Origin of the sequence: Citrobacter arsenatis (assembly GCF_004353845.1) — a bacterium.
GTDB lineage: Bacteria > Pseudomonadota > Gammaproteobacteria > Enterobacterales > Enterobacteriaceae > Citrobacter > Citrobacter arsenatis.
This window is the reverse complement of the sequence record NZ_CP037864.1, coordinates 5,027,224-5,049,999: the sequence shown is the minus strand read 5'-3', so window position 1 is coordinate 5,049,999 and position 22,776 is coordinate 5,027,224. Positions and strand designations below refer to the sequence as shown.

Below are 22,776 nucleotides of genomic sequence, written 5' to 3'. Positions count from 1 at the left end.
GCATTGTTTTAAGCTGTACGTTTATGTGGATTTAGCGTCTTTAGCGGCGCAGAACCGGCATCGCATTTTGCTGGCAGCAGCAGTGCCATCAGCGCGGCCAGAGCCAGTGAGATTGCCAGGCAATAAACGCCCGCATCTTTGCTGTACAGGGTGATGAGAACGCCGACCGCGTAAGGACCGCAGAAGCCACCGAGGTTGCCGAGGGCGTTGATGACCCCACGTGCGCCACCGGCCATTTCTGCGCTGAACAAACGCGCCGGAATAGTCCAGAACACGCCCGCAGCCGATTGCAGGAAGAAGCCGCAGCCGACCAGCGCGGCATAAGCCAGCCAGACGTTATTTTTCAGCGCCACGGAGAGGAACATGCACAGGGCAAAGCCAATCAGCGGCAGGCAGACGAACAGCTTGCGTTTGCCGGTACGGTCAGAGAGAGAAGAGAACAGGAACATCCCGGCAATTGCGCCGACGTACGGCAGAATGGCGAGCATACCGACCTGTCCCATGCTGCTGTGAGTCAGCTCTTTGAGGATGGTCGGCAGCCACAGGGTGTAACCGTAAATCCCGGTCTGGTAGAAGAAGTTCAGCGCGATTAGTTGCCACATGGTTTTATCGGACAGCACTGCGCCCAGAGAGGCATTTTTGACTTCAGTTCCGGCAATGGCTTTTTGCTCGGCGGCCAGCGTTTCAACGAGGTAATTTTTCTCGGCGTCAGATATCCAGCGCGCTTCCTGCGGACGGTCGTAAACGGTATAGGCCCACAGCACCAGAACGACGACGGAGAGTAAACCTTCAATGATGAACAGCCAGCGCCAGTCGAGAACGGTGATAATCCAACCCGAGAGCGGAGCGGTAATGATCCCGGCAATCGGCACAAACATAATCACAATCGCATTGGCGCGACCGCGCTCGGCGTCAGGGAACCAGTTACTGATCATCGTCAGCACCACCGGCAGCATGCCGCCTTCTGCCACGCCGAGTAAGAAACGCAAAACCAGCAGTTGATACTGATTAGTGATCAAGCCCGTCAGAACGGAAATAACCGCCCAGGCAACCAACGACCAGCCGATAAATTTCTTGCCGCTGCCGTGTACGGCAATTTTTCCGCCGGGAACCTGTAAAAACAGATAACCGATAAAGAAAATACCGCCAGCCAGTCCCGCCATGGTGGCGGAAATACCTAATTCGGCGTCCATGCCGCCCGGCATCGCAAATGCGATATTGACGCGGTCCATATAAGAAATAATACAGGCGATCAGAATCGGTGGAATAATTCGCAGCCAGCGCTGACGGGGTATATCATTGAGTGTAGGGCGAGAGGTCATATTCATATTAATATTCTCGTAGAGTAGTATGTTATTTTTATAATTTTGTTTTGTTTAATGCAGCGATACCGTCGCGCAATATTGCTACGCGATGATCCACATCTGCATTGGCATTTATTTCCAGTAATTTAATGCCGGCAAATTGCAATGGCTCGGTTCCTGCACAAGCAAATAATTCGCGGGCATGGTCGGTGGTCATCAGGCTTTGCGGGCAGAAAGGCGCAAACGGTGCGTGTAAGTCCTGCCACTCTCCGTACTCCCCTGTGATTGTGGTGCCGGAAAACATCAGCGCGCCTAATTTACCGGCCCGTTGGGCCTGCTGCGTGTGGGTCAGCGGTAGGGCGAGGTTCTGCCCTTCAATCGCCGATCGCGCCCAGTTAATGCACACGCTAATGTCATATCCGGCTATTGCGTCCAGCACGTTTTCTAACGGCAAAAAGCCTTTGCGCGGCGCGGGGCCAGTCATGGCATCGCAATGTTCCAGCACCAGGTCGCAGGACCAGTCCCACCGGGTAATTTCCTGGAGCGAGCGGGCAAACGCGTCGGTGGCCTGAGCGACGTTGGCATTGCCTGTCAGCGGAGCGGCATGCAGTTCAAGGGCGATTATTTTCCCGGCGTTGGCCGCATTAATATGGTTGATTTTCTGCTGCAGATGGCGGTAATACGCCACACAGGCCTGGCGCTGCTCTTCGTCGCTGGAGGCCAGCCCAAAACCGCTATTAATGCTGCGACGGCGCATGGTCTCCATAATCGCTGTGACCACGATTTGCCACTCGCCTGGCGTATGGCGTAATAACCACTCGTCACCTAACGGATGCAGATGCTCAAGGCAGGGCTGCTCCAGTCCGCGAATATCTGGGGTATCGGAGAGTTGACGCCAGAATTCCTTCTCTTCCTCTTCACTCTTTTGGTGAAATGAGGGTGCACAGGGGTACGCACCGATAATATAACCGGCATTGTCCGAATTCATTTTGTGCTCCTTTTATAAAACTGAAATAGCAACTTTAACGACTATTTTGCGGATCGGTGTGGCGACAGTTTTATGACATCCTGGACGATGAACATCCTGCGGGAAAAATATGGCGTAACTTCCCTGAGTCATTTCAATAAAAGATTCATGTTCGCTGGCGTGATAAAAAATAATATCACGCTGTTCTAATAACGATTCGCTGATTTGGTTATTTCCGGTATCAATAGCGATACCGATTTTTTCTTCACCCCAGGCTAAAAATTGAATATCCAGATAGCGGCGATGTACTTCCGGGCGATTTTCGGCAGCGTCACAGGTGGTTAGATCGATAATCTGCGCAAAGATGTTTTTACCGTCTATTTCCACCACGCCCGGTTCCAGTTTGCGAAAATCTGTGGTGCGCAGAAAGTCGAGCGCCCTTTCAATCGCTGTGGGCAAACGGCATGGATTAGGCTGAGCAATATGTCCAAAGATCATGGTATTGCTCCTTACAGCGCCTGAATTTTTGCCCAGACGCTGTCATCAATGGTGATGCCGTTTTGGCGGTTTTCTGCCAGTAGCTTTGTAAACTCGTGGCCCGGCAGGCGAACAGGCGTATTTTCGTCAGCGCGTTCGGCGGTGGTGATGAAATCCATAATCCGCTGTAGCTTGGCATCGCGGGTGGCGCCATCAATCAGCTTATCCACTTCAATGGCAATGAAAATCTGTGAAACGCCATATTCATCGCTATTATCCTGGGTGACTTCCGCCACGGAGGAGCCGTCAGAAAGCAGGGTGGCAATCATATCCAGCACAATCGACAGGCCTGAACCTTTCCAGTAACCCATTGGCAAAATGCGGCGATTTTTTTCGATAACGCCCGGCTCTTTGGTGAGATTGCCTTCATCGTCAAAACCACCGTCTACCGGCAGCTCGCGACCGGCCAGGCGATTCACTTCCAGCATGCCGTAGGAGAACATCGACATCGACATATCAACCATGGTGATTGGCGTGGAGGGGATTGCGACAATCAGCGGGTTAGTACCAATGCGGCACTCTTTCGAACCCCACGGCGGCATTACGGCAATTGAGTTGGTCCAGCAGATACCAATGTACCCTTTCTCCGCCGCCTGCCAGCCATAGCTGCCGCCGCGCATCCAATGGTTGGCATTACGCAGCGCCACCAGACCAATACCGTGATCGGAAGCCAGCTCAATGGCTCTGTCCATCATCTTTTTCGCCGTCAGGTTGCCGATCGAACGTTGGGCATCCCATTGTTCAATCGCCCCCAGGCTGGTAATGCGCTGCGGTTTGGCATCAGGAATGATGTCGCCGTTATCCAGTTGCTGAATGAAACGGGGGAAACGATTCACGCCGTGCGAATAAACGCCGGACTCGGTGGTACGCGCAAACATTTCGGCACAGGCATCGGCGGTTTCAACGGCAATACCGCGTGCCAGCAGTACCCGATTGAACGCATCTTTCAACTGCTCAAAAGTGACTTTCATTCCTGTTTCCTTGTTTAAATTTGATCGCTTTTTTATCTCTAAATTTCACTATGCGAAATCTGATTTCAAATATAGCGATCAAATTTTGACAGATCAACGGGGTGGTCTATTTTTTAAAATCATCAAAATCAAATAGTTGTGTTTTTTCGGTTCAGATCGTGAACTGAAACACACTTTGCGCTACCATCAGAGCGCGACGAAAAGGGGAGCGGAAGCGATGGGCACAAAAGAGAGTGAAATGACGCAAGATAAAGAGAGGCCTGCAGGAAGTCAGAGCCTGTTCCGTGGTTTGATGCTGATTGAGATCCTGAGCAACTATCCGAATGGGTGTCCGCTGGCCCATTTGTCTGAACTGGCTGGGCTGAACAAAAGTACCGTGCATCGGCTACTGCAAGGGCTGCAGTCCTGCGGATATGTCACGCCTGCACCCGCTGCGGGTAGTTATCGGTTGACCACTAAATTTATCGCCGTGGGCCAGAAGGCGCTGTCGTCACTGAATATCATCCATGTTGCCGCACCGCACCTCGAAGCACTGAATATTGCCACCGGAGAAACAATCAACTTCTCCAGTCGTGAAGACGACCACGCTATTTTGATTTATAAGCTGGAGCCGACGACAGGCATGCTGCGTACCCGCGCCTATATCGGTCAGCATATGCCGCTATACTGCTCCGCGATGGGCAAAATTTACATGGCGTTTGGGCATGCGGATTACGTGGAGTCCTACTGGGAGAGCCATCAGGATCTGATTCAGCCGCTGACCCGCAACACCATTACCGGTTTACCGGCGATGTACGATGAACTGGCGCAGATCCGCGAAAGCAGTATGGCGATGGATCGGGAAGAGAACGAGCTGGGGGTTTCCTGTATTGCCGTGCCGGTATTTGATATTCATGGTCGGGTACCGTACGCGGTGTCAATTTCACTCTCGACCTCACGGCTTAAGCAGGTAGGGGAAAAGAATCTACTCAAGCCGCTGCGGGAAACCGCGCAGGCCATTTCAAATGAGCTAGGCTTTACCGTTCGCGATTAGGCGCATGCCAGGCGTCGTTCAGACACCTGACACTATTTAACCGTTTCCCCTGTCCGATCAAAGCGACAGGGGCAATCTCTCTGGCACTCTGAGGTTTTCACGCAGAAGGAGGGGCTATGAACGAGTTTATTATGGCGGATGCGGCAAAATGTATTGGGTGTCGTACCTGCGAAGTTGCCTGCGTCGTCGCGCACCAGCAAAATCAGGACTGCGCGGCGGTTTCTCCTTCTGCGTTTATTCCGCGGATTCGGGTCATCAAAGACGATGCCTTTACAACGGCAGTCGCCTGCCATCAATGTGAAGATGCTCCCTGCGCAAATGTCTGTCCAACGCACGCCATTCGTCGTGAACATGGGCATATCTTCGTTGAACAGACTCGTTGTATTGGATGCAAAAGCTGTATGCTGGCCTGCCCGTTTGGGGCAATGAATGTCGTCGCCCGTTCGTCACGGGTACAGGCGATAAAATGCGATTTGTGCTGGCATCGTGAAACGGGGCCTGCGTGTGTCGAAGCCTGTCCGACAAGTGCGTTGCATCGCGTAAGCGAGCAACAGCTCGCGCAGCAAAGCTGTGAAAGGCGCAGCCGTACGGCGTTCTCTACCTTTTGAACATTGAGCAGGTATGCATAATTATGGAATCAAACAAGCAAGCGTATCTCGCCGCTGCGAACAACAGTCTGTTTAAAACGGATTCCGAGTTTGTGGCGACCCCGCCGCAACCCGTTACCCTTGAAGCGCTGCAGGCGCGTGTGGAGGGACAGACGCTATTTCCGGAGCTGCTGTCACGTCTTGACGAAGAGAAAGAAGAACTGCACCTGACCTTTACCGCAGACGGTGAGCTTTATCTTTATCGCGTTTCACTCTTTAGCTGTGAGCACGATCCTTCCGCCCTGGAATACGTCCCTGGCGCACGTTCTGTTGCACCGGAGGTACTTTCTGAGATGGCAGGTTATCGCCAGCGAATCTCGGTCACGACCCGTTTTAGTAATGATGTTTTCCTGAGCTGGCAGCAGGCGATCAAAATAGTGGGACTGCTGGTGCCGGACCTGCTGGTGGCCCAGGACGCCAGCGCAGGCGGTAGGTTGTTTTCCCGTGAGCGGTTACTGTTTGAAGCGCGTTTTCCGGCGCGGCCGCGTGCAGATACACTGTATGCGATCCACGCCGTTCACGATGATGAAAACGATCATTACTGGTTGCACACGCATGGCCTGCGGCGGTTGGGTTTACCGGAGTGCGAGGTGATCATTCACCAGCCAGTGGAAAGTCTGGGCAGCATTGGCTACATGATTGAAGCGTTTGTGAATATCTGTATTGACGATCGCGGCATGTATTGTAATGAACCGCTGATGCTGGCGCGAACTCACGAAGGCGAGCAGTATATTGTGGCCATTCCCTGGGAACAGGGACTTAGCGTGGTCGAACATGGCGGTAACCTGAACCTGTTGCCTGAAATCGCAGAGAGGGTGGGTGATATCTCAGATTTACCTTCCGGGCGTTTTTCAGGCGATCTGGCCGATCGGGAAGATGAGCATAATGGCCCGTCATGCCTGTTGTTCCGGCTAGCCGATGAGCGTGGCGGCATTGGAAGCGTGATTGACGGTGGGTTGGGCGGCGATCAGGTGATGTTCATGAAAAGTATCGCATTGTCGGATAGCGATGCGCAAAAAGCGCAAATGCGCTGGCCTTATTTCCAGCATATTTTTGAGACGCAGCAGAATGAAATATCAGCGCCCCTTGTCAAAATCGGTGTTCCCTATGGCGATGACGACAAGCGTGAACATATGTGGTTTATGTTGCAGAACATCGCGGATGAACAACTGACAGGCGTATTAACCAACCAGCCGTATTATGTGCATCATATGCAGGAAGGCGAGCAATATACGTTACCTTTCACACTGCTCAGTGACTGGCGCATTTATCATCCGCGGGGAGTGTTTACCCCGGATAATATTTTCGAACTGATATCGCACAGCTCGTGATGCTAGCGCCCGATACAAAACGGTATCGGGCGACAAAAATCAGTTGCTCCCTTCGCTCCAGGCGCGTTCGATCTCTTCCGCCAGAATCTTCACCCCAGCTTCGATTTTCTCCGGTTCCGGCACGTAGTTCATCCGCATGCATTGATGGGTATGCGGCCAGGGTTTATCCAGTCCTGGGAAGAAGTAGTCTCCGGGAACCATCAGCACGCCGCGCGCTTTCAGGCGCTGATACAACAGTTCGGTGGTGATCGGCAAATCTTTGAACCATAGCCACAGGAAAATCGCGCCTTCCGGTTTGTGAATCAGGCAGCGATCTTCAGACAAATAGCGGCGAATGATCGCAATCGTCTCCTGAACACGCTGATAATAAAACGGTTTGATTACCTTTTCGGACAGGCGCAGCAGATCGTTACGTTTAATCATCTCGCACATCATTGCCGGACCCATTCCGCCAGGCGCGAGGCTGATGATGCCGTTCATATTGGTGATGGCGGTGATGATTTTTTCATTCGCGATGATGATGCCGCAGCGGGAGCCTGGCAGACCCAGCTTCGAAAGGCTCATGCACAGCACAATGTTGGGGTTCCACAGCGGGCGCGCTTCGCTAAAGATGATGCCGGGGAACGGTACGCCATAGGCGTTATCAATCACCAGCGGGATCCCATGCTGATTGGCCAGCCGGTCAAGCTTCATCAGCTCTTCGTCGGTGATCACGTTGCCTGTCGGGTTAGTAGGCCGAGACACGCAAATCATCCCCGTCTCTTCACCAATATGCAGGTGTTCAAAATCAACGTGATACTTAAACTGGCCTTCCGGTAACAGTTCGATGTTTGGACGTGCAGAGACAAAGAGATCCTCTTCCAGCCCGGAATCGGCATAGCCAATGTATTCCGGGGCTAACGGAAACAACACTTTTTGCGTTGTGCCGTCGGCGCGGCGTCCGGCGAACAGATTGAATAAGTAGAAAAACGCGCTCTGACTGCCATTTGTCAGTGCAATATTTTGTGGCTCGATATCCCAACCCTGCTTCTCACGTAGCAGTTTCGCCAGTTCAGACAGTAGCTCGGTTTTTCCTTGTGGACCGTCATAATTACAAAGCGCATCAGTAGCTTTGCCGTTTTCCAGCATATCTGCCAGCAGAGACTGAAAGTAATCTTGCATCTCTGGAATTTGCGCTGGATTACCGCCGCCAAGCATGATGGCACCTGGGGTACGTAAACCGTCGTTGAGGTCCTCCATCAGGCGTGTGATGCCTGAATGGCGGGTAAATTTGTCGCCAAAAAGTGAGAATGTCATAGCAGGTGGTCTGTCGAACTGAGTAGTAAAGTGGCTAACCATAGCGCTACCCATGGCAGGGTGCAAATCAGGGCTATCAGGTCAAGTTGATGTATTGTGCTGTGGATTCTTATCTGACTGGTTTTTTATGTTGAATCAGGCTTCCCGCTGCGTGCACAGCGAGAAGCCGGGCGCGTCAGGGCTGACCGGCCCATACCACCATCACTTTATCGTCGCCATGTTCGCGGATGAATCCGTATCCCTGCTTCAGGGGCAGCGTGGTCTGTTTACCGGCACCGATAGCGGGATGTCTGGCCCTGAACTGGCTGATACGCTGCCAGTGTGCGACGCTGGCGGCAGATGTCCCGGACACATCCTGCCAGTTCATCTCTGAACGTGTACCCTGTAATGGGTCTGAGCCGGTTGGACCAAAGGGGCGGGCCGATTCGTCGCCATAAAAGAGTTGTACCGCACCAGGCGCCAACAGCAATAGCTCGGCGGCTTTGTCTCCACCTTCGCGGAACAGACGCGTATCGTGCGAGGATAGATAGCTCAGAACGTTAAAGTCCTGCAGCTTTTCCGCCATCTGTTGCCAGGTGGCGTCCATATTCGCCAGACAATCGACGGCCTTTGCCGCCAGCTCCTGGTAGTCGAAATTGATCATCGCATCGAAGCCGTGACGGTAATAATCGCTTTGCATCACGCCATGACCCCAGGCCTCACCGGTCATCCAGAAGGGTTTATCATCCAGCGCTTTGTCCGGGTTGGCTTTCTTCCAGTCGACCAGCGCCGCGCTGGCCTGTGTTTTTAGCTGCTGCCAGGCGGGAAGCTCGACGTGTTTGGCGGTATCGACCCGAAAGCCGTCAATCCCGTAATCACGCACCCACTGACTGAGCCAGTGCGTCAGATAATCCCGGGGCGTGTATCCGGCGATAGCTTTAGCGTGCGTATCTGGCTTGTGCTGATAAAAGTGTGGCAGCCCGGAGGGCGTGGTGGATTCGGTTTTCAGATCGGGAAGGAAGGCTAGCGACATGGTGAGGTCGTCAAAGCCAGGATTGTCGTAATCGCCAATATCGGTGCGGATCCAGTTTTTCCCCCACCATTTTTCCCATCCGGCTTTATCGCTGAAGTTGATGTAATCATTAAAGCTGTGCCAGCTCTGCCCGGCGGCCGGTTTCCAGTCAGTCCAGCTTTCGCCGAGCGTATTTTTCAGCGCATCGCCCGATAAGTACAGCGCCCCAAACTGATACTCCTGCATATCCGCTAGCGTGGCGTAGCCGGTATGGTTCATGACCACATCAAACAAGATACGGATGCCGCGCTGGTGTGCGCCATCAACCAGTGCGCGCAGATCTGCTTCGTTACCCATATTGGCGTCAAGCGTGGTCCAGTCCTGGGTGTAATAGCCGTGATAAGCGTAGTGAGGGAAATCCCCTTTGGTGCCACCGCCAACCCAGCCGTGGATTTGCTCAAACGGCGCACTGATCCACAGGGCGTTGACGCCCAGTTGTTGCAGGTAGTCGAGTTTGCTGGCGAGCCCACGCAAATCGCCGCCGTGGAAAGTGCCAATTTCCTGCATGCCGTCGCTGCGGCGTCCGTAGCTGTGGTCATTGCTCGGATCGCCATTCACAAAGCGATCCGTCAGGACAAAATACACCGTGGCGTTATGCCAGTCGAAAGCGGCGGGGGCATCGGTTTCCGCCCTTTCCAGCAGCAACAGTCCGTTACTGGTTGCGGCGGGCTGCAGGGTAATCGACCCGTTTTTTACCGTTGCGGTTTGCTGACTGTAGAAATCACGCACCACGGCGCCTTCCGGGAAGGTTTGGCTCACGTTTAGCGTTAACGGTGAACCGTCCCATTTCGGGCACTGACGAATCTGGGTGGTGATGGGGTCCGCAGCACTTTTTACCGAGAGCATCAACGTCGGCGTGCCGGAACGGGTATCGATTTCCAGCGTGTAATCGCCATCTTTAAACAAACGCCACTGCGGTGGGGGGCCTTCACAAGGTTTTAGCGACAGCATCTGATTGAGTTTTATCGCATCGGCGGGCTGCCAGCACTGTTGGTCAAAATTCAGGATTAGAGGACGGGTACCCTTCGTCAACGCTGCATGGCTGACGAATTTGCCCGTACCTTCCGCTTCGAAGGTGGGAAGTCCCTGAGAAGACCATGATGAGGCGATGGCAATGCCGGGTATGAGCGCCAGCGCAACGGCGGCAAGTTTCATAATGCTGTCCTTGATGCTGCGATTTTCGCCAGTTTGCCAGTGAAATCAGGCCGGAAACTCCTCCTTTGAGTCGATTCCGCCAGGAGGAGAAGTGAGGGTGAGTTAACGCGCGCAAAAAACGAGCTGATTTTGCGATAACCCACACATTTTCTTCGAATTAATGGCACCCCGAACCGTTAATGCGTGACATAGTTTCAGAATTGGACTATTCCTGTGGGTGCTCTTGACAGCTATTTTTGATATGATTTGAGATTCATCTCTCATTTTTGTGAAAAATATAAGGTGTTGGAATGTATAAATCCGACCAGGAGACCTAATGATATTGACTCCCATTCGACGATATGGGGCAATGATTCTTATGTTACTCACCGTTGCATTTTCGGGTGAGGTGCTGGCAAAGACACACACGGCGACAACGAGTCACAAGCCCCAGATAACCAAGGCAAGTAATAAACAGGTTAGCAGTAAACAAGAGTATTCTCGCAATAGTGCAAAGAGTAGTTCACTTCCTGATTTGCGAAAATACCCTTCCGGAACACCAAGGAAAAAAGCGTTTCTCCGGACGGTTATGCCTTATATTACCAGCCAAAATGCTGCCATAACGGCGGATCGTAACTGGCTGATTTCAAAGCAGTACCAGAACCGCTGGTCACCGACTGAGCGTACGCGTATGAAAGACCTCGCGAAGCGCTACAAGGTGAGCTGGTCTGGCAACACGCGTAAAATCCCGTGGAATACGCTGCTTGAGCGCGTAGACATTATCCCAACCAGTATGGTGGCAACCATGGCTGCGGCCGAAAGCGGCTGGGGTACGTCGAAGCTGGCGCGTAGCAACAACAACCTGTTTGGCATGAAATGTGGCAAAGGTCGTTGTAACAATGCACCGGGTAAGGTGAAAGGCTACTCACAGTTTGAATCGGTGAAAGAGTCGGTGAATGCCTACGTCATTAACCTGAACACGCATCCGGCTTACTCTTCATTCCGTAAGTCACGTGCGCAACTGCGTAAAGCCGATCAGGAAGTCACCGCCACCGCGATGATCCATAAGCTGAAGGGTTATTCCACTAAGGGACAGAGCTACAACAACTATCTGTTCGCAATGTATCAGGATAATCAGCGTTTGATCGCCGCGCATATGTGATTTTGTGTGCTAATCCGGTCTACAAGTCATCTCGTAGGCCGGATCAGACGACGCCGCCATCCGGCAATTCCCTCTATAGCAACACTTCACTGTTCACATCGCGATACTCTTTTGGCGTGGTGTCGTACTCTTTCTTGAAGACCGAATAGAAATACTGCAGAGACGGATAGCCGCACATCTGTGAAATTTCGTTGATTGACAGCGTGGTAGAGATTAACAGACTGCGCGCTTTTTCCAGCTTTTCGGCATGAATCACAGCGTGAATGGTCTCACCGACCTCTTCCTTAAAGCGCTTCTCCAGGTTCGAGCGTGAAATCCCCACTGAATCCAGCACTTGTTCAACCTTAATGCCTTTACAGGCATGATTGCGAATAAAGTGCATTGCCTGAATTACCGCTGGATCGGTTAATGAACGGTAGTCGGTTGAGCGGCGCTCAATGACGCGCACCGGAGGGACCAGAATGCGTTGCAGAGGCAGTTCTTCATTTGCCAGCAAGCGGTGCAGGAGTTTTGCGGCCTGATACCCCATCTGCCTGGCTCCCTGCGCCACGGATGATAGCGCCACCCGGGACAGGTAGCGGGTGAGTTCTTCGTTGTCGATTCCTATCACGCACAGCTTTTCCGGTACTGGAATATGCAGGTGTTCGCAGGCTTGCAGGACGTGTCGCGCCCGCGCGTCGGTAACGGCGATAATACCGGTTTGCGGCGGCAGAGTTTGCAGCCAGTCTGCCAGCCGATTTTGCGCGTGCTGCCAGTTCTCCGGTGCGGTTTCCTGCCCCTGATAAACAACGCCGCGGTACTTCTCTTTGGCAACCAACTGGCAAAACGCATATTCACGTTCCGCAGCCCAGCGTTTACCACTTGAGGAGGGCAGGCCGTAAAATGCAAAGCGGTTGACTCCCTTCTCTTTCAGATGCAGGAAAGCGCTTTCTACCAGCGCGTGGTTGTCGGTGGCAATATAATGTACCGGCGGATAATCTTGCTCCAGATGGTAAGACCCCCCAACGCCGATGATGGGAACATTGACATCGGCAAGTAATTGCGCAATGTCATCATCGTCATAATCAGCAATAACGCCGTCGCCTAACCAGTCTTTAATATTATCGATCCGGGCGCGGAAATCTTCCTCGATGAATATATCCCACTCGGATTGCGATGCCTGTAAATATTCACCCACTCCTTCTACCACCTGACGGTCATAGGCTTTATTGGCATTAAATAGCAGAGTGATGCGGTGACGTTTATCAAACATAAGAACCTGTCCTGGAAGGTTAACGTGGGCCTGTCGATACTAGCAAAACCGCAGGTACGACTGCTTGATGAAGTGTGACAAATTTCTTATTTACCTGGTGCTACGCAAAATTCACATACTGCCAGCGGGAAGACAATTGTCATTTTTTATCTACGCGTTACGGTTTTTTGTTTAATGGCTAACCTTCGATCGCGATCGCTTTTTTATTTCTTTTTTTAACGCGTTTTTTTGGGAGCCAGCGCACGTTTGGGTATTCTCTTAATGGCGGTGTGAAATAACGTAATTGAGCAATAAATCAGGAAATTCCAGTATAGCTATATCGCAGTTTACTTGCCGTATTACCTGATTATGGAGCTTATTATGCCGGCTTATTTTGACCAACTCGATCGTGTTCGTTTTGAAGGTACTCAATCCACCAACCCGCTCGCATTTCGCCATTACAACCCTGACGAAATCGTGTTGGGCAAGCGCATGGAAGATCATCTGCGTTTTGCTGCCTGCTACTGGCATACCTTCTGCTGGAACGGTGCGGATATGTTTGGTATGGGCGCCTTCGATCGCCCATGGCAGCAGCCTGGTGAAGCACTGGCGCTGGCGAAACGCAAAGCGGATGTGGCATTTGAGTTCTTTCACAAGTTAAACGTCCCTTACTACTGCTTCCATGACGTGGATGTTTCGCCGGAAGGCGCGTCGCTGAAAGAGTACAAAAACAACTTTGCGCAGATGGTTGACGTGCTGGCGGCAAAACAGGAACAGAGCGGCGTGAAGCTGCTGTGGGGAACGGCAAACTGCTTCACCAACCCACGCTACGGCGCGGGCGCGGCCACGAACCCGGATCCAGAAGTGTTCAGTTGGGCCGCTACGCAGGTAGTTACGGCTATGGATGCCACGCATAAGCTCGGCGGTGAAAACTACGTTCTGTGGGGCGGTCGTGAAGGTTATGAAACGCTGCTGAATACCGATCTGCGTCAGGAACGTGAGCAGATTGGCCGCTTTATGCAACTGGTCGTGGAACACAAACACAAAACCGGTTTCCAGGGCACCTTGCTGATCGAACCGAAACCGCAGGAACCGACCAAACACCAGTACGATTACGATGCTGCGACCGTATACGGATTCCTCAAGCAGTTTGGCCTGGAAAAAGAGATCAAACTAAATATCGAAGCCAACCACGCCACGCTGGCGGGCCACTCGTTCCATCATGAAATCGCCACCGCCATTGCGCTGGGCCTGTTTGGTTCTGTTGATGCCAACCGCGGTGACGCACAGCTGGGCTGGGATACCGACCAGTTCCCGAACAGCGTCGAAGAGAATGCGCTGGTGATGTACGAAATCCTGAAGGCGGGCGGCTTCACCACCGGTGGTCTGAACTTTGACGCCAAAGTTCGTCGTCAGAGTACCGATAAATACGATTTGTTCTATGGTCATATTGGCGCGATGGATACCATGGCGCTGTCGCTGAAAATTGCGGCCCGTATGATTGAAGACGGTGGTCTGGATCAGCGCGTGGCTAAACGCTATGCCGGTTGGAATGGTGAGCTGGGCCAGCAAATTCTGAAAGGGCAGATGACGCTGACGGAAATTGCGCAGTACGCTGAACAACATAACCTGGCGCCAGTGCACCAGAGCGGTCATCAGGAACTGCTGGAAAATCTGGTAAACCATTATTTGTTCGATAAATAACGGGTCTCTGAGAACGTCCGTAAGCCCGGTCAGCTCGCGCTACCGGGCCTTTCTTTAAGGAACAAAGCCTTATGTATATCGGGATAGATCTTGGCACATCAGGCGTAAAGGCCATTTTGCTCAATGAACAGGGTGATGTGGTCGCGTCGCACACGGAGAAACTCACCGTCTCGCGCCCGTACCCGTTATGGTCAGAACAAGACCCTGAGCAGTGGTGGCTGGCAACGGATCGTGCGGTGAAAGCGCTGGGCCAGCAGCATTCTCTTCGCGAGGTGAAAGCGTTGGGGATTGCCGGGCAGATGCACGGCGCGACGCTACTGGATGATCAACAGAAGGTATTGCGTCCGGCTATCTTGTGGAACGATGGTCGCTGTGCTGAAGAGTGCCTCATGCTGGAGAAACAGGTTCCGCACTCTCGTGCCATCACTGGTAACCTGATGATGCCAGGTTTTACCGCGCCGAAGCTGCTGTGGGTACAGCACCACGAACCGGAAATTTTCAGCCGGGTTGATAAAGTCCTGCTACCGAAAGATTATTTGCGCCTGCGTATGACCGGCGATTTCGCCAGCGATATGTCTGATGCGGCAGGTACCATGTGGCTGGATGTCGCGAAGCGTGACTGGAGTGATGTCATGCTGGCAGCCTGTAAGCTGACTCGTGCGCATATGCCTGCGCTCTATGAAGGCAGCGAGATTACCGGAAAATTGTTGCCAGAGGTCGCCAGGGCCTGGGGCATGCAGGAGGTTGCGGTGGTTGCCGGAGGCGGCGATAACGCGGCGGGCGCGGTTGGCGTGGGCATGATGAATGCCGGTCAGGCGATGCTATCGCTGGGGACTTCCGGGGTGTATTTTGCGGTCAGCGACGGATTTCTCAGCAAACCGGAAAGCGCAGTCCATAGCTTTTGCCATGCCTTGCCTGAACGATGGCACCTGATGTCTGTGATGCTAAGTGCGGCATCCTGTCTGGACTGGGCGGCAAAATTAACCGGGCTGGCGAGCGTTCCTGCGTTGATTGCCGCAGCGCAACAGGCGGATGAACACGCTGAGCCGGTCTGGTTTTTACCCTATCTGTCCGGCGAACGTACGCCACACAACAACCCTCAGGCGAAGGGGGTATTTTTTGGTCTGACGCATCAGCATGGTCCGGCGGAACTGGCTCAGGCGGTGCTGGAAGGCGTGGGTTTTGCGCTGGCTGACGGTATGGACGTGGTACATGCCTGCGGCGTGCAGCCTGCCAGTATTACGCTGATTGGCGGCGGGGCACGCAGTGAGTACTGGCGTCAGATGCTGTCTGACATCAGCGGATTGCAGCTGGATTACCGTACCGGCGGCGATGTCGGCCCTGCACTCGGCGCGGCGCGACTGGCGCAAATTGCCATGAATCCGCAGCGGCCTTTATCAGACCTACTGCCTCAGCTTACGCTGGAGCAGGCGCATTATCCTGATGCCGAGCGCCACGCGCTGTACCAACAGCGTCGGGAAACCTTCCGCCGAATCTATCAGCAATTACAGCCGCTGATGTCCTGACCCTAAATCCCCTTTGGTAAACAGAGGGGATTTATCAAATGTATATTTCAATCAAACAAATAACCATCACGCATGAATTTATTCTGAAAGTCCGGCGTAGTGGCATTTTTCTGTGTTGTCTGTAGCGGGTTATTCATATTGTATCTCTGATGGATAAGGAGATCCCAATGAAGACGACAAGGCTGTTGCCATGGATACTATTCCTCTCTGGCGCACTGATTTACGTTATTGGCCTATGGCGGGCGTGCCCGTTATTGAGCGGCAAAGGCTATTTTTTCGGCGTGCTGATGACGGGAATGTTTGTGACCTACGCTTATCAACGTGCTGTAAATCTCAATCAGAGCGACGAACGCTTCGCTTCCGTGTGTCAGATGGTGGTGCTAATAACCGTTGGGTTACTGCTGGTGGGGGTGTGGAATGCCCCGCTGGCGCCCATCGAAATGGGGTTGTACCCGGCGGCATTCATTGTGAGTTTACTGGGGCAAGCTTTACTCATGCGTTCAGCAGAATATTTATCTAAAGGACAGGAACTCTAAATGGAAAACAGGGCATCAACTTATTCACCCGCATTCAGCATTGTGTCATGGGTCGCGCTGCTCGGCGGTATTGTGGTTTATCTGCTGGGCTTATGGAATGCCGATATGCAGTTGAACGAAAAGGGGTATTACTTTGCTGTTTTGGTGCTTGGTTTGTTTTCTGCTGCGTCGTATCAAAAGACGGTACGGGATAAATATGAAGGGATCCCGACTACGCCGATTTACTACGTAACCTGCCTGGCTGCGTTTGTCATTGCCGTTGCATTGTTGGTTATCGGTTTGTGGAATGCCACGCTGCTGCTAAACGAGAAAGGATTTTATGGCCTGGCCTTCTTTTTGAGCCTGTTTGGTACCGTTGCGGTACAGAAAAATATTCGTGATGCTGGTTTGGATCAATCAAAAGAAACGCCAGCAGTAGCGGAAGATTTTACAGAATGATCGCTTGCCCTCGATGGTTACCGAGCGAGGGCTTTTCTTTTAGCTCACCAGCCTGCGCGTATCGATGCGCTGCAACAGTATGGACAACAGCAAACTTCCCGCCAGCGTGGCGCTGAAAATCCACAGCATATCCAGCGGTGGCCAGTTCTTGAATTCTATACCGTTGGTGCGCAGCGCATGAATGATCAGCGCATGAAAGCCATAAATACCCAAGGAATGGCGGGAAATAAGACCCAGTACCGGCAGAGTACGCGTGCTGAGCGTATTTTTGACCAGCGTCAGGAGCGAGGCGGCACAAATAAACACTGCCGGGCCGCAGTAGAGGTACCAGGTATCGGCAAAATTGCCTCGCCAGCGCAGTTCATGCAACGTGCCTCGAGAAATAACAAACACCGCGATAATGAACAATGCCGCACAGATCCAGGTGAGCCCGCGCTTTTGCGTATCCATCATGCCAATTGCCCGGCCCAGCATGCCGTACACGATGTAGTAAAACGTATCGCCACTGATGTACAGGTTGATGGGAAGCCACTCAAAACCGCCAATTTTTTGCGAAACGGTATTGGGGTTGGCAATCAGCCCAATCACCACCATGAGCGCCAGCAGCATCTTGCCACTGATATTTTTAACCTGAATCAGTGGGGAAACCAGGTAGATGACGGCGATCGCGAAGAAAAACCACAGGTGATAGAACACCGGCTTTTGCAGCAGGTTTTTTAGCGACAGTTCAGCGTTGATCGAGGTAAACAGCAGGATGTAGGCCAGCGCCACGCTGCTGTAAAACAAAATGCAGAGCGCGATGCGCGTGAAATGGCGTGGTTTGGCGCTGCGCTCGCCAAAAAAAAGATAGCCCGAAATCATAAAGAACAGCGGGACGCTGACGCGAGAGGCTGAATTGAGCACATTGGCCAGATCCCAATTCAGCGGGCTGACGCTTTGCGCATTGGTGATGTACCAGGTCGTGGTGTGGATCATCACGACCATGAGACAGGCTATCCCGCGCAGGTTATCAATCCAGAAAATTTTGGGCTGCATCAGTTCCTCTATATCCGTTAAAAAAAGTCTGACCGAAATTTTGCGCGCGTAGCTCACTGGAATAATCCGAGTTCTTACGCTAAAGCTTGAGATGGTCTGATGAGATTCTCAAAATAGGATCCGCTTTTAGACACTAATAATAAGACTGACCAGCAAACCAGGCGGTAATAAAATGATGATGAAGTATTTCTTTCCCACGGTCGCTACCCTTTTGCTGGTGGCGTGCGCAGACACTCAGCCGCCTGCACCCGCGCAGAAGGCGCAAAAGGTTAAGTTCAGTGCCACACGTTCGCTGGATATGGAGTCGTTGTGCAAAAATGAGGCTGCGCAACTCTACAACACCGGCGCACAGAAAATTGATATCTCCGGTCTGGAACAATTCCAGGGTAGTTATGAGATGCGGGGTTCTACCTTCCGTAAAGAGAGTTTTGTCTGCTCTTTTGATGCAGACGGGCAGTTTTTGCACCTTTCCATGCGCTAAGTTCCCCCTTTTTCCCGTTTCGTACTGTATATCTTGCAGCCAGCGGGTATACTGACCGCTTCCTTTAAATCCACACGTATCCAGCACGAAATAATATGCAAAAGTTTGATACCAGGACCTTCCAGGGCTTGATCCTGACCTTACAGGATTACTGGGCTCGCCAGGGCTGCACCATCGTTCAACCATTGGACATGGAAGTCGGCGCGGGGACATCTCACCCAATGACCTGCCTGCGTGCGCTGGGGCCGGAACCGATGGCGACTGCTTATGTGCAGCCTTCTCGTCGTCCGACCGACGGCCGCTATGGCGAAAACCCGAACCGCTTACAGCACTACTATCAATTCCAGGTAGTGATTAAGCCGTCACCGGACAACATTCAGGAGCTGTACCTGGGTTCTCTGAAAGAGCTGGGTATGGACCCGACCATTCACGATATCCGTTTCGTGGAAGATAACTGGGAAAACCCGACGCTGGGTGCCTGGGGTCTGGGTTGGGAAGTGTGGCTGAACGGCATGGAAGTGACGCAGTTCACCTACTTCCAGCAGGTTGGTGGTCTGGAATGTAAACCTGTGACCGGGGAAATTACCTACGGTCTGGAACGTCTGGCCATGTACATTCAGGGCGTAGACAGCGTTTACGACCTGGTCTGGAGCGACGGCCCGCTGGGTAAAACCACCTACGGCGACGTGTTCCATCAGAACGAAGTGGAGCAATCCACCTACAACTTCGAATACGCCGACGTGGACTTCCTGTTCACCTGCTTCGAGCAGTACGAGAAAGAAGCGCAGCAGCTGCTGGCGCTGGAAAATCCGCTGCCGCTGCCTGCGTATGAACGCATTCTGAAAGCCGCCCATAGCTTCAACCTGCTGGATGCGCGTAAAGCCATCTCCGTCACCGAGCGTCAGCGCTATATCCTGCGCATTCGCACCCTGACCAAAGCAGTGGCAGAAGCTTACTACGCTTCCCGTGAAGCCCTTGGCTTCCCGATGTGCAACAAAGACAAATAAGAGGCGGCCATGTCTGAGAAAACTTTTCTGGTGGAAATCGGCACTGAAGAGCTGCCACCAAAAGCACTGCGCAGCCTGGCTGAGTCCTTTGCTGCGAACTTTACCGCGGAGCTGGATAACGCCGGTATCGCGCACGGCAACGTTGAGTGGTTCGCCGCGCCGCGTCGTCTGGCGCTGAAAGTCGCGAATCTGGCGCAAGCGCAACCTGACTGTGAAGTTGAAAAACGCGGCCCGGCCATTGCCCAGGCGTTTGACGCCGAAGGCAAACCGAGCAAAGCGGCAGAAGGTTGGGCGCGTGGCTGCGGCATTACGGTTGACCAGGCTGAGCGTCTGACCACCGATAAAGGCGAGTGGCTGCTGTATCGTGCGCATGTGAAAGGCGAAAGCGCTGAAGCACTGCTGCCGAATATGATCGCCACCTCACTGGCGAAGCTGCCGATCCCGAAACTGATGCGCTGGGGCGCGTCTGACGTTCACTTCGTGCGTCCGGTTCACACCGTGACCCTGCTGCTGGGCGACAAAGTCATTCCGGCAACAATTTTAGGGATTCAGTCCGATCGCGTGATCCGTGGGCATCGCTTTATGGGCGAACCAGAATTCACCATCGATTCTGCCGATCAGTACCCAGAAATCCTGCGTGAGCGCGGCAAAGTGATTGCGGATTACGCTGAGCGTAAAGCGAAAATCAAAGCCGATGCTGAAGAAGCGGCGCGTAAGATTGGCGGTAACGCTGACCTGAGCGAAAGCCTGCTCGAAGAAGTCACCTCACTGGTGGAATGGCCGGTAGTGCTGACCGCGAAGTTCGAAGAGAAATTCCTCGCTGTTCCGTCTGAAGCGCTGGTACACACCATGAAAGGTGACCAGAAGTACTTCCCGGTATACGCGAACGACGGCAAACTGCTGCCGAACTTTATCTTCGTTGCCAACATCGAATCGAAAGATCCGAGCCAGATTATCTCCGGTAACGAGAAGGTGGTTCGTCCGCGTCTGGCGGATGCCGAGTTCTTCTTCAATACCGACCGTAAAAAACGTCTGGAAGACCATCTGCCGCGTCTGCAAACCGTGCTGTTCCAACAGCAACTGGGTACGCTGCGCGACAAGACCGATCGTATCCAGGCGCTGGCGGGCTGGATCGCGGGGCAGATTGGCGCTGACGTTAACCACGCAACGCGTGCTGGCCTGCTGTCCAAGTGTGATCTGATGACCAACATGGTCTTCGAGTTCACCGACACCCAGGGCGTGATGGGCATGCACTACGCGCGTCACGATGGCGAAGCGGAAGATGTGGCTGTGGCGCTGAACGAGCAGTATCAGCCGCGTTTTGCCGGTGATGACCTGCCGTCTAACCCGGTTGCCTGTGCCGTGGCGATTGCCGATAAGATGGATACTCTGGCGGGTATCTTCGGTATTGGTCAGCATCCGAAAGGTGACAAAGACCCGTTTGCGCTGCGTCGTGCCGCACTGGGCGTACTGCGTATCATCGTTGAGAAGAACCTGAACCTGGATCTGCAAACGTTGACCGAGGAAGCGGTTCGTCTGTATGGCGACAAGCTGACTAACGCCAACGTGGTGGATGATGTTATCGACTTTATGCTCGGTCGCTTCCGCGCCTGGTATCAGGACGAAGGTTACACCGTCGATACCATTCAGGCAGTACTGGCGCGTCGTCCGACTCGTCCGGCCGATTTTGACGCACGAATGAAGGCGGTTTCGCACTTCCGTACGCTGGAAGCCGCGTCCGCGCTGGCTGCCGCGAACAAGCGTGTATCGAACATCCTGGCTAAGTCTGAAGAGACGCTGAATGACCGCGTGAATGCGGCAACGCTGAAAGAGCCGGAAGAAATTGCGCTGGCGATGCAGGTTGTGGTGCTGCGCGATAAGCTGGAGCCCGTCTTTGCAGCCGGTCATTACCAGGAAGCGCTGGTTGAACTGTCGGCACTGCGTGAACCGGTTGATGCGTTCTTTGAGAAAGTAATGGTTAACGTGGAAGATAAAGATCTGCGTATTAACCGCTTGTCTATGCTCGAAAAACTGCGCGAGCTGTTCCTGCGCGTGGCGGATATTTCGCTGCTGCAGTAACGGCCCTGAGCTGACTGAGAAAATGCCGGATGGCGCAATGCTTATCCGGCCTACTTGTGTTTCTCTCGTAGGCCGGATAAGGCGAAGCCGCCATCCGGCATTTTTTATGTTATTAGCGCAACTGCAATTTTGTCAGACAGGTCTGGCTGTCTTCCATCGTCTTAATAGGATACTCCGCCGTTTTACCGTTGTAGCTTACTGCGATGGTGCCTGCCATATTGCGCGGTAGCCATACCCCGACGAAGCCATTTCGACCGCTCTTCATCTCTTTTTGTACCACTACATCACCCTTGTTATCCGTTACTTTGACATTAAAAGTCTTCTCCGGCATTTCGCCCTGGCAGCCAGAAAGGCTGTGGTTAAAGCAAGGATGTGTTTGCCACTCATAAGGAGCAAATGACAGATAGAATTTGTCACCGAGCGGCAGAGTATAAAGCTGATCGCCTGAAGAGAGCTTTAGTTCGGTACTGGTGATGGATGCTGAGTACGGCAGCGGACGGCTCTGCGGAGACTGGTCAATTGACTCGACGATTTGCTCAACGGATTTACCGCTGAGTCCGTGTTCCGCCAAAAATGTAGCCTGCGGGGTTGCCGCGAACGCGCTACCGGTTGTGAGCAAACCTAAAACCAGCAGCAGTGAGGATTTCGACATAGCTTCAATTCCTTGTGAATGTTGTGGAATATAGACTGGCTCACTATAAAGCTTGCCCTTAGGGAAAGGTCAAAGGGATGACGGGTAAAGTAATGCAAAGACGCATTTAGGTGGGGAGTCTTGAAGAAGTACAGATAAAAAAAATCCCCGCCGTTTGGCAGGGATTCAGAATTTTGAGCTTTTTAAGCTTACAGGCTGGTTACGTTGCCAGCTGCCGGGCCTTTAGCGCCGCTTTCGATGGTGAAGGAAACTTTCTGACCTTCGTCCAGAGATTTGTAGCCATCGTTCTGGATAGCAGAGAAGTGTACGAACACGTCTTTAGAGCCATCGTCAGGAGTGATGAAGCCGAAACCTTTATCAGCGTTGAACCATTTTACGATACCAGTCATTTTACCGGACATAGTGTATTACCTTTTAAAAAATAAGTGTGCCTTTCGGCGATATGGCGTGCTTTACAGATTTTTTAACAGTAAAGGAAATGCTCACTACGAAGGGTATCAACGATAACTCTTGAAGGGACTTGCCTTACTAACTGCTGTAATGGTCTGTACGTCAAACCGTTGAGGGCATTAACTCATTTTACGCATGTGGATGCAACTACTATTTTCTTTTTTGTGGATAACCTTCGTAAAGGAACGGTCCTTTTACCGGACC

Annotated in this window: 21 protein-coding genes; 11 read left to right on the top strand and 10 right to left on the bottom strand. The window is 52.7% G+C overall.

Annotated features, from left to right (window positions below; genetic code table 11):
• Positions 1-8: 8 nt before the first annotated feature.
• The 4 genes from E1B03_RS25345 to yiaK are packed head-to-tail and all read right to left on the bottom strand — an operon-like array spanning position 9 to position 3,779.
• Positions 9-1,328 carry an MFS transporter gene (locus tag E1B03_RS25345; protein ID WP_133087126.1) on the bottom strand — a complete coding sequence of 440 codons (1,320 nt, stop codon included), beginning with the start codon at positions 1,326-1,328 and terminating at the stop codon, positions 9-11.
• A gap of 31 nt (positions 1,329-1,359) precedes the next feature.
• The gene (locus E1B03_RS25340) at positions 1,360-2,292 is read right to left on the bottom strand and encodes a DUF4862 family protein (RefSeq protein WP_133087125.1); all 933 of its coding nucleotides are present in this window, start codon (positions 2,290-2,292) and stop codon (positions 1,360-1,362) included.
• A gap of 12 nt (positions 2,293-2,304) precedes the next feature.
• A complete protein-coding gene (locus E1B03_RS25335) occupies positions 2,305-2,769 on the bottom strand; it encodes a YhcH/YjgK/YiaL family protein (protein ID WP_103769462.1) in 465 nt (154 codons plus the stop codon).
• A gap of 11 nt (positions 2,770-2,780) precedes the next feature.
• Entirely contained in the window at positions 2,781-3,779 is a 999-nt protein-coding gene (yiaK, locus tag E1B03_RS25330) for a 3-dehydro-L-gulonate 2-dehydrogenase (RefSeq protein WP_133087124.1), read from the bottom strand.
• A 217-nt stretch (positions 3,780-3,996) separates the two neighbouring features.
• Here yiaK and yiaJ point away from each other — a divergent pair, with 217 nt between their 5' ends.
• From yiaJ to E1B03_RS25315, 3 genes are all read left to right on the top strand, one after another.
• Complete coding sequence (yiaJ, locus tag E1B03_RS25325; RefSeq protein ID WP_043018696.1) at positions 3,997-4,812, top strand: IclR family transcriptional regulator YiaJ; 816 nt, start codon at positions 3,997-3,999, stop codon at positions 4,810-4,812.
• A gap of 116 nt (positions 4,813-4,928) precedes the next feature.
• Positions 4,929-5,420, top strand: coding sequence for a 4Fe-4S dicluster domain-containing protein (locus tag E1B03_RS25320; protein ID WP_103769464.1), 492 nt, complete (start codon positions 4,929-4,931; stop codon positions 5,418-5,420).
• 23 nt (positions 5,421-5,443) lie between these two features.
• Complete coding sequence (locus E1B03_RS25315) at positions 5,444-6,790, top strand: DUF4026 domain-containing protein (RefSeq protein ID WP_103769465.1); 1,347 nt, start codon at positions 5,444-5,446, stop codon at positions 6,788-6,790.
• Positions 6,791-6,829: 39 nt separating this feature from the next.
• On the opposite strand, the gene avtA is transcribed toward E1B03_RS25315, so the two are convergent.
• Both avtA and malS read right to left on the bottom strand, forming a co-directional pair.
• Entirely contained in the window at positions 6,830-8,086 is a 1,257-nt protein-coding gene (avtA, locus tag E1B03_RS25310; RefSeq protein ID WP_103769466.1) for a valine--pyruvate transaminase, read from the bottom strand.
• A gap of 175 nt (positions 8,087-8,261) precedes the next feature.
• Entirely contained in the window at positions 8,262-10,292 is a 2,031-nt protein-coding gene (malS, locus tag E1B03_RS25305) for an alpha-amylase (protein WP_133087123.1), read from the bottom strand.
• A 316-nt stretch (positions 10,293-10,608) separates the two neighbouring features.
• Between malS and E1B03_RS25300 the strand changes: the two genes are divergently transcribed.
• The gene (locus tag E1B03_RS25300) at positions 10,609-11,433 is read left to right on the top strand and encodes a protein bax (protein WP_103769468.1); all 825 of its coding nucleotides are present in this window, start codon (positions 10,609-10,611) and stop codon (positions 11,431-11,433) included.
• A 73-nt stretch (positions 11,434-11,506) separates the two neighbouring features.
• Here the strand turns inward: E1B03_RS25300 and xylR are convergent, their stop codons facing one another.
• Positions 11,507-12,685, bottom strand: coding sequence for a D-xylose utilization transcriptional activator XylR (xylR, locus tag E1B03_RS25295; protein ID WP_103769469.1), 1,179 nt, complete (start codon positions 12,683-12,685; stop codon positions 11,507-11,509).
• 360 nt (positions 12,686-13,045) lie between these two features.
• Between xylR and xylA the strand changes: the two genes are divergently transcribed.
• From xylA to yiaA, 4 genes are all read left to right on the top strand, one after another.
• Positions 13,046-14,368, top strand: coding sequence for a xylose isomerase (xylA, locus tag E1B03_RS25290; protein ID WP_003024252.1), 1,323 nt, complete (start codon positions 13,046-13,048; stop codon positions 14,366-14,368).
• A gap of 71 nt (positions 14,369-14,439) precedes the next feature.
• Positions 14,440-15,894, top strand: coding sequence for a xylulokinase (xylB, locus tag E1B03_RS25285; RefSeq protein ID WP_103769470.1), 1,455 nt, complete (start codon positions 14,440-14,442; stop codon positions 15,892-15,894).
• A 167-nt stretch (positions 15,895-16,061) separates the two neighbouring features.
• Positions 16,062-16,430 (top strand): inner membrane protein YiaB, encoded by a 369-nt coding sequence (gene yiaB, locus E1B03_RS25280; RefSeq protein WP_133087122.1) that lies wholly within the window; start codon positions 16,062-16,064, stop codon positions 16,428-16,430.
• Positions 16,431-16,868 carry an inner membrane protein YiaA gene (gene yiaA, locus E1B03_RS25275; protein WP_133087121.1) on the top strand — a complete coding sequence of 146 codons (438 nt, stop codon included), beginning with the start codon at positions 16,431-16,433 and terminating at the stop codon, positions 16,866-16,868.
• A 39-nt stretch (positions 16,869-16,907) separates the two neighbouring features.
• On the opposite strand, the gene E1B03_RS25270 is transcribed toward yiaA, so the two are convergent.
• Positions 16,908-17,903, bottom strand: coding sequence for an acyltransferase (locus E1B03_RS25270; protein ID WP_133087120.1), 996 nt, complete (start codon positions 17,901-17,903; stop codon positions 16,908-16,910).
• 172 nt (positions 17,904-18,075) lie between these two features.
• Between E1B03_RS25270 and E1B03_RS25265 the strand changes: the two genes are divergently transcribed.
• The 3 genes from E1B03_RS25265 to glyS all read left to right on the top strand — a co-directional run bounded on the left by E1B03_RS25265 (position 18,076) and on the right by glyS (position 21,470).
• The gene (locus E1B03_RS25265) at positions 18,076-18,384 is read left to right on the top strand and encodes a YsaB family lipoprotein (protein WP_133087119.1); all 309 of its coding nucleotides are present in this window, start codon (positions 18,076-18,078) and stop codon (positions 18,382-18,384) included.
• A 95-nt stretch (positions 18,385-18,479) separates the two neighbouring features.
• Complete coding sequence (gene glyQ / locus E1B03_RS25260) at positions 18,480-19,391, top strand: glycine--tRNA ligase subunit alpha (protein ID WP_001168551.1); 912 nt, start codon at positions 18,480-18,482, stop codon at positions 19,389-19,391.
• Positions 19,392-19,400: 9 nt separating this feature from the next.
• Entirely contained in the window at positions 19,401-21,470 is a 2,070-nt protein-coding gene (gene glyS, locus E1B03_RS25255) for a glycine--tRNA ligase subunit beta (protein WP_133087118.1), read from the top strand.
• Positions 21,471-21,582: 112 nt separating this feature from the next.
• On the opposite strand, the gene cueP is transcribed toward glyS, so the two are convergent.
• Positions 21,583-22,122: a copper-binding periplasmic metallochaperone CueP gene (gene cueP, locus E1B03_RS25250; RefSeq protein WP_133087117.1), complete on the bottom strand. Its 540-nt coding sequence runs from the start codon at positions 22,120-22,122 to the stop codon at positions 21,583-21,585.
• Positions 22,123-22,310: 188 nt separating this feature from the next.
• Positions 22,311-22,523, bottom strand: a complete 213-nt coding sequence (gene cspE / locus E1B03_RS25245) for a transcription antiterminator/RNA stability regulator CspE (RefSeq protein WP_000014594.1) — start codon at positions 22,521-22,523, stop codon at positions 22,311-22,313.
• Positions 22,524-22,776 lie beyond the last annotated feature (253 nt).

What these genes read in the sequence shown, in the direction of transcription:
- E1B03_RS25345 (WP_133087126.1), bottom strand. Translation starts at nt 1,328, where the DNA reads ATGAATATGACCTCTCGCCCTACACTCAATGATATACCCCGTCAGCGC.
- E1B03_RS25340 (WP_133087125.1), bottom strand. Translation starts at nt 2,292, where the DNA reads ATGAATTCGGACAATGCCGGTTATATTATCGGTGCGTACCCCTGTGCA.
- E1B03_RS25335 (WP_103769462.1), bottom strand. Translation starts at nt 2,769, where the DNA reads ATGATCTTTGGACATATTGCTCAGCCTAATCCATGCCGTTTGCCCACA.
- yiaK (WP_133087124.1), bottom strand. Translation starts at nt 3,779, where the DNA reads ATGAAAGTCACTTTTGAGCAGTTGAAAGATGCGTTCAATCGGGTACTG.
- yiaJ (WP_043018696.1), top strand. Translation starts at nt 3,997, where the DNA reads ATGGGCACAAAAGAGAGTGAAATGACGCAAGATAAAGAGAGGCCTGCA.
- E1B03_RS25320 (WP_103769464.1), top strand. Translation starts at nt 4,929, where the DNA reads ATGAACGAGTTTATTATGGCGGATGCGGCAAAATGTATTGGGTGTCGT.
- E1B03_RS25315 (WP_103769465.1), top strand. Translation starts at nt 5,444, where the DNA reads ATGGAATCAAACAAGCAAGCGTATCTCGCCGCTGCGAACAACAGTCTG.
- avtA (WP_103769466.1), bottom strand. Translation starts at nt 8,086, where the DNA reads ATGACATTCTCACTTTTTGGCGACAAATTTACCCGCCATTCAGGCATC.
- malS (WP_133087123.1), bottom strand. Translation starts at nt 10,292, where the DNA reads ATGAAACTTGCCGCCGTTGCGCTGGCGCTCATACCCGGCATTGCCATC.
- E1B03_RS25300 (WP_103769468.1), top strand. Translation starts at nt 10,609, where the DNA reads ATGATATTGACTCCCATTCGACGATATGGGGCAATGATTCTTATGTTA.
- xylR (WP_103769469.1), bottom strand. Translation starts at nt 12,685, where the DNA reads ATGTTTGATAAACGTCACCGCATCACTCTGCTATTTAATGCCAATAAA.
- xylA (WP_003024252.1), top strand. Translation starts at nt 13,046, where the DNA reads ATGCCGGCTTATTTTGACCAACTCGATCGTGTTCGTTTTGAAGGTACT.
- xylB (WP_103769470.1), top strand. Translation starts at nt 14,440, where the DNA reads ATGTATATCGGGATAGATCTTGGCACATCAGGCGTAAAGGCCATTTTG.
- yiaB (WP_133087122.1), top strand. Translation starts at nt 16,062, where the DNA reads ATGAAGACGACAAGGCTGTTGCCATGGATACTATTCCTCTCTGGCGCA.
- yiaA (WP_133087121.1), top strand. Translation starts at nt 16,431, where the DNA reads ATGGAAAACAGGGCATCAACTTATTCACCCGCATTCAGCATTGTGTCA.
- E1B03_RS25270 (WP_133087120.1), bottom strand. Translation starts at nt 17,903, where the DNA reads ATGCAGCCCAAAATTTTCTGGATTGATAACCTGCGCGGGATAGCCTGT.
- E1B03_RS25265 (WP_133087119.1), top strand. Translation starts at nt 18,076, where the DNA reads ATGATGATGAAGTATTTCTTTCCCACGGTCGCTACCCTTTTGCTGGTG.
- glyQ (WP_001168551.1), top strand. Translation starts at nt 18,480, where the DNA reads ATGCAAAAGTTTGATACCAGGACCTTCCAGGGCTTGATCCTGACCTTA.
- glyS (WP_133087118.1), top strand. Translation starts at nt 19,401, where the DNA reads ATGTCTGAGAAAACTTTTCTGGTGGAAATCGGCACTGAAGAGCTGCCA.
- cueP (WP_133087117.1), bottom strand. Translation starts at nt 22,122, where the DNA reads ATGTCGAAATCCTCACTGCTGCTGGTTTTAGGTTTGCTCACAACCGGT.
- cspE (WP_000014594.1), bottom strand. Translation starts at nt 22,523, where the DNA reads ATGTCCGGTAAAATGACTGGTATCGTAAAATGGTTCAACGCTGATAAA.